This window comes from Streptomyces sp. NPDC046805 (assembly GCF_040645355.1).
Classification (GTDB): domain Bacteria; phylum Actinomycetota; class Actinomycetes; order Streptomycetales; family Streptomycetaceae; genus Streptomyces.
Genome location: NZ_JBEYYC010000023.1, coordinates 128,951 through 137,720, shown reverse-complemented (window position 1 = coordinate 137,720; position 8,770 = coordinate 128,951). Strand labels below are relative to the sequence as shown.

General features: G+C 70.6%; 8 protein-coding genes. 4 read left to right on the top strand and 4 right to left on the bottom strand.

The window, feature by feature from the left end; genetic code table 11:
* The first annotated feature begins 155 nt into the window (after nt 1-155).
* Both ABZ910_RS24240 and ABZ910_RS24235 read left to right on the top strand, forming a co-directional pair.
* A complete protein-coding gene (locus tag ABZ910_RS24240) occupies nt 156-1,361 on the top strand; it encodes an epoxide hydrolase family protein (protein ID WP_361368727.1) in 1,206 nt (401 codons plus the stop codon).
* A gap of 243 nt (nt 1,362-1,604) precedes the next feature.
* Nucleotides 1,605-2,510, top strand: a complete 906-nt coding sequence (locus tag ABZ910_RS24235; protein ID WP_361368725.1) for a SigB/SigF/SigG family RNA polymerase sigma factor — start codon at nt 1,605-1,607, stop codon at nt 2,508-2,510.
* Nucleotides 2,511-2,622: 112 nt separating this feature from the next.
* Here ABZ910_RS24235 and ABZ910_RS24230 read toward each other — a convergent pair whose 3' ends face one another.
* Together ABZ910_RS24230 and ABZ910_RS24225 are read right to left on the bottom strand one after the other, a co-directional pair.
* Nucleotides 2,623-3,075, bottom strand: a complete 453-nt coding sequence (locus tag ABZ910_RS24230) for an ATP-binding protein (RefSeq protein WP_361368723.1) — start codon at nt 3,073-3,075, stop codon at nt 2,623-2,625.
* Nucleotides 3,076-3,243: 168 nt separating this feature from the next.
* Nucleotides 3,244-4,491 (bottom strand): RNA-guided endonuclease TnpB family protein, encoded by a 1,248-nt coding sequence (locus tag ABZ910_RS24225; protein WP_361368721.1) that lies wholly within the window; start codon nt 4,489-4,491, stop codon nt 3,244-3,246.
* A 27-nt stretch (nt 4,492-4,518) separates the two neighbouring features.
* On the opposite strand from ABZ910_RS24225, the gene tnpA reads away from it, so the two are divergent.
* Nucleotides 4,519-4,935 (top strand): IS200/IS605 family transposase, encoded by a 417-nt coding sequence (gene tnpA / locus ABZ910_RS24220; protein ID WP_361368719.1) that lies wholly within the window; start codon nt 4,519-4,521, stop codon nt 4,933-4,935.
* 138 nt (nt 4,936-5,073) lie between these two features.
* Here the strand turns inward: tnpA and ABZ910_RS24215 are convergent, their stop codons facing one another.
* Nucleotides 5,074-6,384 (bottom strand): DUF6777 domain-containing protein, encoded by a 1,311-nt coding sequence (locus tag ABZ910_RS24215; protein ID WP_361368717.1) that lies wholly within the window; start codon nt 6,382-6,384, stop codon nt 5,074-5,076.
* 433 nt (nt 6,385-6,817) lie between these two features.
* Here ABZ910_RS24215 and ABZ910_RS24210 point away from each other — a divergent pair, with 433 nt between their 5' ends.
* Nucleotides 6,818-8,086 carry a streptophobe family protein gene (locus tag ABZ910_RS24210; RefSeq protein WP_361368715.1) on the top strand — a complete coding sequence of 423 codons (1,269 nt, stop codon included), beginning with the start codon at nt 6,818-6,820 and terminating at the stop codon, nt 8,084-8,086.
* 109 nt (nt 8,087-8,195) lie between these two features.
* Here ABZ910_RS24210 and ABZ910_RS24205 read toward each other — a convergent pair whose 3' ends face one another.
* The gene (locus ABZ910_RS24205) at nt 8,196-8,765 is read right to left on the bottom strand and encodes a hypothetical protein (protein WP_361368713.1); all 570 of its coding nucleotides are present in this window, start codon (nt 8,763-8,765) and stop codon (nt 8,196-8,198) included.
* Nucleotides 8,766-8,770: the final 5 nt, after the last annotated feature.

The window sequence follows — 8,770 nt, the reverse complement described above, 5'->3', positions numbered from 1 at the left end:
AAGGCGGAGGAGGGCGTCGACGCGATGGGGGTCCCCCCTGCTCGAGCGCAGCCGAGAGCTTGGGGGAGTCGGCAACCGACGACAACGCCGCAGATATGCGTGCCAGACCCCGCGAGCCCGGCCTGATCCAAACGAGAGGCCCTAGCATCGCGCGCATGACGTCAACGCCCGGCGAGAGCATCCGGCCCTTCCGTATCGCGATCCCTCAGAGCGCCCTCGACGACCTGCACGAACGACTCGACCGGACCCGGTGGCCGGACGAACTGCCCGGCGCGGGATGGGCATACGGCGTACCGACCGGATATCTGCGGGAGCTGGCGGACCACTGGCGGCACGCGTACGACTGGCGCGCGGCCGAGGCGCGGCTCAACGCCTGGCCGCAGTTCACCACCACGATCGCCGGGGAGAACGTCCACTTCGCGCACGTCCGTTCCCCCGAACCCGACGCCACCCCGCTGATCATCACCCACGGCTGGCCGGGCTCGTTCGTCGAGTTCCTCGACGTCGTCGGCCCGCTCACCGATCCGGCGGCCCACGGCGGCGATCCCGCCGACGCCTTCCATGTCGTCGTACCGAGCATTCCGGGCTTCGGACTGTCCGGGCCGACCACACAGCCGGGCTGGGAGGCGGGCCGGGTCGCGGACGCCTGGGCCGAACTGATGCGGCGCCTCGGCTACGAACGTTTCGGCGCGCAGGGCGGCGACTGGGGCGCCGCGATCTCCCGCGAACTGGGCCGCGCGTACCCGGACCGGGTGATCGGCGTGCATCTCAACCTGCTGCCGGGCGCGCAGGCGCTCACCGAGCCCACGGCGGAGGAGCTGGCGGACCTCGGCCCCGAGGAGCGGGAGCGGACGCTCGCCTCGGCACGCCGGTGGGCTCAGTGGTCGAGCGAGGGGGCGGGGTACGCGGCCCTGCAGTCGACGCGCCCGCAGACCCTGGCGTACGCGCTGACGGACTCGCCGGTGGGTCAACTCGCCTGGATCGCCGAGAAGTTCCGGGAGTGGACGGACTCCGAGGAGGTGCCGGAGGAGGCGGTGGACCGCGACCGGATGCTCACCAACGTGATGCTGTACTGGCTGACGGGGACCGCCGGTTCGGCCGCCCGCATCTACTACGAGCGGGCGCATGCCACCGGCCGGGCGCATGAACCGGCCGTTCCTTCGACGGCACCCACCGCGCTCGCCGTGTTCCCGGCCGACCCCCAGATCCCGCTGCGGCACAAGGCGGACCGCACCGAGAACCTCGTCCGCTGGACGGAGTTCGACCGAGGCGGCCACTTCGCGGCGATGGAGGAGCCTGACCTGCTGGTCGACGACGTCAGGGCCTTCTTCCGGCAGTTGCGGGAGAAGGGCGCCGGCTGACGCTCCGTGGGCCCCGCGCCGGTCGTACGCCCCCCATGAAAGTCGTACGTCTCCCCTGAAAACGGTCCGCCCAGCGGGAGTTCAGGTCGCGTCAGACATGGCGCCACTTCGGACAGCCGTACCGCGAGTTACGCATGGATAGCCGGGTTCCGGGTATCCGGCCCGGCACGCAACCTGGGACAGGGGCCGGAACCAAGCGGCCGAAGAGGCAGACGTCGAACCGTGACTTTCGTGGGAGAGGCAATGAAATCCGCCGGGATCCGGCCGGGAGCAGTAGTCGCCGAGAAGACCGCCGAGGACAGGACGGGCGCGAAGGCACGGCCAGACGATGACGCACTACCGGCAATCGAGGACCCGAGCACGATTGCCCCGCTCGACGCGCGGGCGCTTTCCCGCCGGTTCTTCCAGCGTCTGACCGAGCTGGAGGAAGGCACGCACGAGTACCAGTACGCACGCCACACGCTCATCGAGATGAACATGTCGCTGGTGCGGTTCGCGGCCGGACGGTTCCGCGGCCGGGGCCACGACATGGAGGACATCGTCCAGACCGGGATGATCGGCCTGATCAAGGCGATCGACCGGTTCGAGCTGTCGCGCGAGGTGGAGTTCACCTCGTTCGCGCTGCCGTACATCGTGGGTGAGATCAAGCGGTTCTTCCGCGACACCACCTGGGCGGTGCACGTACCGCGGCGGCTGCAGGAACTGCGCGTCGAGCTGGCCAAGGCACGCGACGAGCTCTCCAGCCGCCTGGACCGCGAGGCCACGGTCGCCGAACTCGCCACGCTGATGAACATCACCGAGGACGAGGTGATCGAGGGCCAACTGGCCTCCAACGGCTACAACTCCTCCTCGCTGGACGCCGCGCTCACCGGTGACGGCCCCCAGGACGGGGAGGCGGTCCTCGCCGACTTCATCGGCGTGGAGGAGGACGGGCTCCGGCTCGTCGAGGACTTCCACGCCCTGGCCCCGCTCATGGCCGAACTCAGCGAGCGGGACCGGGAGATCCTCCGGCTGCGGTTCGTCGAGGAGGCCACGCAGACGGAGATAGGCGATCGGCTGGGATGCTCGCAGATGCATGTCTCGCGGCTGATCAAACGCATCATCGCCCGGCTGCGTCACGGCATGCTGGGCGAACTCGGCTGCGCCTGACGTCACGGCCCGCTGGCGCGCCCTCGTCCGGCAGCGTGGGACGGCGCCCGCGGGCCCTCGGCTGCGCGAGCGAGCCTGAGAGCCCGAGCCTGAGCGCCTTGGTGGGCGAGCCTCAGTCGGCGAGCGCCATCAGCGCGCACACCCGCTTGCCCACGGGGACGCGTTCGGCGATCACCTCCGAGGCGAGGGCGTACACGATCTCCAGACCGTGCCGGCCGACGCGCTCGGGGTCTCGCGGGAAGGGCCGGGGAAGGGCGACGCTGCTGTCGTAGACGGACACCGTGACGGCGATGTCCGTGCCCTCCAGTTCCAGGATGTACGGGCCGTCGCTGTGCCGGTCCGCATTGGTGACCAGCTCGCTCACCACCAGCAGCAGCTCACCATCGGCCCGGTCGTCGATGGCGGCACACCACTCGGTCCTGAGCTGGTCGAGGAAGCGCGCGGCGAAGGACCGTGCCGCGGCGATGCATCCCGGTTCCCCGGTGTAGTGCGCCGCCCGCCGAAGCGGTTCCACGGGCACGTCGAAACCAGTCGGTATCACTGCCCCGTCCAGGTGGTCGAACATGCGTTTCTCTCTCGAAGCCGATCTGGCCAGACACTGCTGCACCAGTGCACGTACCCCGAGCGGGGCGCCACAGTCCCGGTCACGCGTTCGCCGACCGCGCACAGCGGGCGTCGTCACGACACACACACGCGCACGCCTGGACACCAGGAGCTTGACGTGCTCCCTGGCCTAAAGGCCAGGGAATCCGGCCTGGGTCGTGCGACCCTTCCGGGGGCTTCCTGCTTCAACGCGCTGTGCCGGGACTTTCGTCCAGGTCTTACCGGCGCTCCACGAGGCGTTTAGTGTCTCCGCCCGTCCGGCGGCGACGATGCGGCATCCTTCGAAGAGGACGTTACGTGCTGCGTTGTGGTCGCGGTCGTGCACAGTCCCGCACGTCCCACACGTCCACTCCCTGACGTGCAGGGGCTTGGGCCCGTCGCGGAATCCGCAGGCCGAGCAGACCTGGGAGGACGGGAAAGCCCGGTCCACCTTTGCGAAGATACGGCCGTGCTTGGCCGCCTTGTACTCCAGCATGCCGACGAACGCGGACCATCCCGCGTCGTGCACGGGCTTCGCGAGCCGGCTGCGGCCGAGACCGGACACCGCGAGGTCCTCCACATACACCGCTTGGTTGTCGCGAATGATCTGCGTGGAAGCCTTGTGGTGGAAGTCCCGGCGCCGGTCCGCCACCCTGGCGTGCTGACGTGCCACCTTGATACGGGCCTTGGCCCGGTTCTTCGACCCCTTCTGCTTGCGGGACAGCTCCCGCTGAAAGCGCCGGAGTTTCTTCTCCGCCCGCCGCAGGAAGCGGGGGCTGTCGATCTTCCGGCCATCGGACAGCACGGCGAACGCGGACAGGCCGAGATCGATCCCGGCTTCCGTCTCCACTTCGGGGAGGATGTCCGGTGCGGTGTCGACGACGAAGCTGAGGAAGTACCGGCCCGCACTGTCCTTGGTGACGGTCAGGGACGTCGGCGCGGCCGGAAGCCGGCGGGACCACTTGACCTTGAGATGGCCGACCTTGGCCACATACACCGTGCCGTTCTGGGTCAGGGAGAAGGCGTTGGTGTTGAGGCGAACCGACTGCCGGATGTCCTTCTTCGACTTGTACCGAGGAGGGCCGACCTTCCGGCCCTGCCGCTTGCCCGCCAGGCTGTCGAAGAAGTTCTTGTAGGCGGTGTCCAGGTCCCGCAGAGACTGCTGCAGGACGACCGCCGACACATCCGCGAGCCAGGCCCGTTCCTCGGTGCGCTTGGCCTGAGTAATACGCAGCCGCGACAACTCCGCCGACTTCACATACGGCAGCCCCGCCGCGTGCGCATCCTTCCGGTCACGCAGACAGTCGTTCCACACCACTCGCGCGCACCCGAACGCCCGCGCCAGCGCACGGCACTGCCCGGCATCCGGGTAGGCCCGAAAGTTGTAGCGGAGCTGCATGACCAAGACCCTACTAGGATTGGTCTCGTGACGGAGCAAAACGACTACAGACGAGGTAGGCACGTTGTTTCGGCTATGCATGTGCACTTGGTCTTTGTGACACAGTACCGACGTGGAGTCTTCGACGACGAAATACTGACACGCTGCGAAGAGATCATGCGCAAGGTGTGCGAGGACTTCGAGGCGGAGCTGAAGGAATTCAACGGCGAACGCGATCACGTCCACCTCCTGGTCCACTACCCGCCCAAGGTCGCCGTCTCCAAGCTGGTCAACAGCCTCAAGGGAGTCTCCGCCCGCCGGATACGGCAGGAGTTCACCGGCCGGATCAACCGCGCCGTCATGCACGGGCACCTGTGGTCGCCCTCGTATTTCTCCGCATCCTGCGGCCGAGCACCATTGGCGACCGTCCGTCAGTACATCGAGCAGCAACAACACCCGCTCTGAAGTACAGGTCAGAACAGTCTTCAGATGCATTCATCCCCGGCGCGAACGCCGGGGCTTTCTGCAAGAGTCCCGGTAACGCGTCCGGCGGGCGCGCACCGTCGGCGAACCGGTGGCGGCCGACCCGGTGGCCGCGCCCGACTACGACTGGACCACGCTGGGCGGGGACGCGGGCGCCGACGGCTGTGACGGGGCCGACCGCGAGGTCCCCGGCTCGGACGCCGGCGGCCCGGAGGTCACCTTCTCCGAGGAGGCGGGCCCGGCGGAGGAGGGCGGTCCCTCGGTCTTGGGGGCCTCCGACTTCGGGGCCTCCGACTTCGGCGCTTCGGACTTCGGGGCCTCCGACTTCGGCGCCTCCGACTTCGGGGCCTCGGACGAGGGCTTCTCGGACGAGGGCGACTCGGAGGACGGCTTCTCCGAAGAGGGCTTCTCGGACGAAGGTTTCTCAGAAGAAGGCTTCTCCGAGGACGGCTTCTCGGACGAAGGTTTCTCAGAAGAAGGCTTCTCGGACGACGGCTTCCCGGACGAAGGCGACTCCGACGACGGCGGCTTCGAACCCGGGGAAGACGACGAAGGCGACGTGGACGAGGGCGACGAGGACGAGGGCGACGGGCTGCCCGGGCAGGGTGCCGTCGGCGCGCCGGGCGTCTGCGTGGCCCCGGGCGAGACACACGCGCCCTGCGGCTTCTCACGGGGCGGTTTCACGGGGTCCACCCAGTTCGGTGGCGGCTGGGCAAGCTGGTCCGTGTGGCCGGTGTTGTCGCCCCGCTGACGTTGGAACCAGTTGTCGTGGCGGGCGTCGTAGAGCACGAAGGTGTGGACGGCCCGGGGCGCGGGAGTGACCACGACGACATTCGAGGGCCGGTACGCCGACCACGCCTTCCCCTTCATCTGGGGCGTGCCCCGCTGCGCGACCGGCGCGCTCAGCGGGTTGGTGCAGGCGCAGCGCACCCGGGGCATCCCGTGCCCGTCGACGAGGACGGCCGTGCCCGTCTGCAGGACGGCCTGGCGTTCGGTGCCGGAGCCGTCGCGGTAGCCGTGGAAGGTGACGCGAGTGTCCGCGCGCAGCTGTACGGGGGTGAGCGAGCGCAGATAGGCGGGAACGGCGTCCGGCCGGACGCCCACCGTCTTGGCGAAGGAGCGGTTCTTGGACGGGGACGCGTGAAGCGTCCTGATCTCCTTCTCGACGTCACAGCTGGAGACGTCACGCCGGCCGCTGTACAGCCCGTCGGACCCGCCGTCCACCCCGCGCACCTCGGTGGTCGGCCCGGTGGCCGCGGCCGGGGAGGTGGTGAGCGGTGGGACCGAGTGGTCCTTCGCCGCCGTGGTGTTCGCCGAGTCGGTGTAGGCGTCCTGGCCCGTCTCGTTCGCGGCCTCCAGGAAGACCTCTCCGCCCTTGGCCGGGCCGCCGGTCAGGTTGGACAGGACGACGGCCAGGACCACGGCGATCACGACGCCGGCGGTGGCCGCGGCGATGCGCGGGGCGGACTTCCACCACGGCCGATGCGGTTCCGGTTCCTCGCCACCGCCGCCTCCCGGAGGCTGCGACGGTGGCCCCGGAGGCGGCTGGGAGGGACCCGACAGAGGACCTGAGGGCGGTCCTGTGGGGCGTTCCGAGGACGGAGGTTCCACGCTCACGAACTCTTCCTCCCGACACACTTGGCGGTACGTGTCGATAGGTACCTAAGTCACCGGGCAGCCAAGTCGCCCTTGCCACCCGACAGTCGCTCCAGCCGCTCCAGCCGCGTCGGTTGCCTCAGCCGCCTCGGCTGCCTTGTGTCACACCCCTAGCCCATTGTGTGCTCCGGTCCTCCTCACCCCGCAAGCGGACGCGGACGGCCCGGCTCCGCGGGCGGGCCGTCCCGGGGCTGTTTAGCGTGGCAGGGTGAGTGCCCGAACCGCGTCCGACCAGGCAGTTGCCCGTCATGGCTGGGTACGGGCCGGGGCCGTGGTGCTGGCCGGGCTGGTCGCGATGGTCGTGGTGGCCGCGCTGGGGCTGTGGGCGGCGGGCGCGACCGGCCTTCCCGACAACGCGTTCGTCCGGGTCGTCCTGGCGACCGTGGTGGCGGCGGTCGGGGGCACCGTCGAGCTCTCGGGGAATGCCGGGGTGTTCGCCGAGTCCCGGGCGGAGCTGACGGTGATCCCGCTGTCGGTCACGCTCGCCGGGACCTTCGTGGTGGCCGAGGGATTCCTGCGGCCGCTGCGGCACCGGGCGGTCGCCGGAGCCGGTGAGCTGGCCGGGTGGGCCGCCCGGATCGCGGCGCTGTGGGCACTCGTGCTGATCGGCGCGGCCCTGGGGGCGAGGCAGACCTTCGCCGTGGATACCGGCAACGGCACGCTCAGCGCCGTCACCGACCTGCTCGACGCGGCGCCGAAGCTCGGGTTCACCACGGACGTCCCGCAGACCGTGCTGTTCGGGCTGCTGTGGCTGGCCGGCGTCCTGGTGCTGGCCCTGGTGGTCTCGCGCGGGGCGCCGCTGCCGGGGCGGCTGCTGCGGTTCCAGGAGTCGGTGCGTCCTGCCGCGCACGCGATGGTCGTGCTGCTGATCGCGTACGTCGTCGTGGGCGTCGTCGTCGCGTTGGTGACGGCGGCGACGCGCGGGCACGTCGCGGAGACGTTCGCGGTGATCCTGCTCGGTCTGCCGAACCTGGTCTGGCTGGCCCTGACGCTCGGGCTGGGCGCCACCTGGCACGGCCGCGTGGACGGTCCCCTGGGACTGCCCATGCCCCATGTCCTGGACCAGGTGCTGCGCGCCCCGGACGTCTCCACGCTGAACCTGTCGACGCTCGCCGAGCACGACGGCCGGGTGTGGTGGCTCCCGGTGGTGGACGCGGTGCTGATCCTGGCCGCCGCCTTCCTGATGGCGGCATGGTCACCGGCCCGCATGCGGGCCTGGCAGCACGCCCTGCACCTGGCCGTCGCGCTGGCCCTCACTGTGTTCATGATCTGCCTCGCCGCCCGGATCTCGGCGCACTACGGCCTGTCCCTGCTCGGCATCGGCGACCTGGGCGGCGGACTGTCCGGAGAGCTCTTGCTCAGGGCCGACCTGTGGCCCGCGGTCGGCCTCGCGGCCCTGTGGGGACTGGTCGCCGGGTTCCTGGGCGGACTGCTCGCGCGGCCGGTGCACCGTCGGGGCGATGTAGGCGCGCGGTAGACGGCGCGGGGGGCTGCACTTCACGGTTCGGGGCGCCCTCCGTCGCGGACGAGAGCGCACGCCGTCACGGTTCAGGGCGCATGCCGTGACAGGTCCAGGGCGCACGCCGTCACAGCTCGCCCGCCTCCGGGGCCACCACGCGCGTGGGTGCGTGACCCTGCGCCTGGGTGTCCCGCGGCGCCTGGGTTTCCCGTGGCTCCCGGTCGTCCGTGGCGTAGGTGGTCAGCCGCCGTCCGTCGCCGTACATCCACCGCCCCTCGTCGGCGTCGTACAGCCACACGGACTCGCCGTCGACGACCACCCCGATCCGCAGGCCCCGCGTACGGCCGCGGAAGGCCTCGCCGTCGAGATCGCCGCCCGCGAGCTGCTCCAGGGCGACCCGGTAGTCGGCCAGGGCCTGCTCGGCGCGGGCCAGCAGCGGGCGCGGGTCGGCCGAGTCGCCGAGCGGCCCGTCGGCGGCGGGCGGATCGTGCGGTACTGAGACCAGGCAGCGGCCGTCGACCCAGGCGGACCAGCCGTTGGCGCAGCGGATGTGCCCCCACTCGCCGCGCCGGTCGACCAGTTGCACCGGCAGCAGCGGATCGAGGGGCACGGTGGGCCGGGTGGGGTCCGGGGTCTCCCAGGCGGGCAGCCCGGACTGGGGGACGACGTGGGTGGGCCGGAAGCCGGGGCTCGTCATCGCAC

What these genes read in the sequence shown, in the direction of transcription:
- ABZ910_RS24240 (WP_361368727.1), top strand. Translation starts at nt 156, where the DNA reads ATGACGTCAACGCCCGGCGAGAGCATCCGGCCCTTCCGTATCGCGATC.
- ABZ910_RS24235 (WP_361368725.1), top strand. Translation starts at nt 1,605, where the DNA reads ATGAAATCCGCCGGGATCCGGCCGGGAGCAGTAGTCGCCGAGAAGACC.
- ABZ910_RS24230 (WP_361368723.1), bottom strand. Translation starts at nt 3,075, where the DNA reads ATGTTCGACCACCTGGACGGGGCAGTGATACCGACTGGTTTCGACGTG.
- ABZ910_RS24225 (WP_361368721.1), bottom strand. Translation starts at nt 4,491, where the DNA reads ATGCAGCTCCGCTACAACTTTCGGGCCTACCCGGATGCCGGGCAGTGC.
- ABZ910_RS24205 (WP_361368713.1), bottom strand. Translation starts at nt 8,765, where the DNA reads ATGACGAGCCCCGGCTTCCGGCCCACCCACGTCGTCCCCCAGTCCGGG.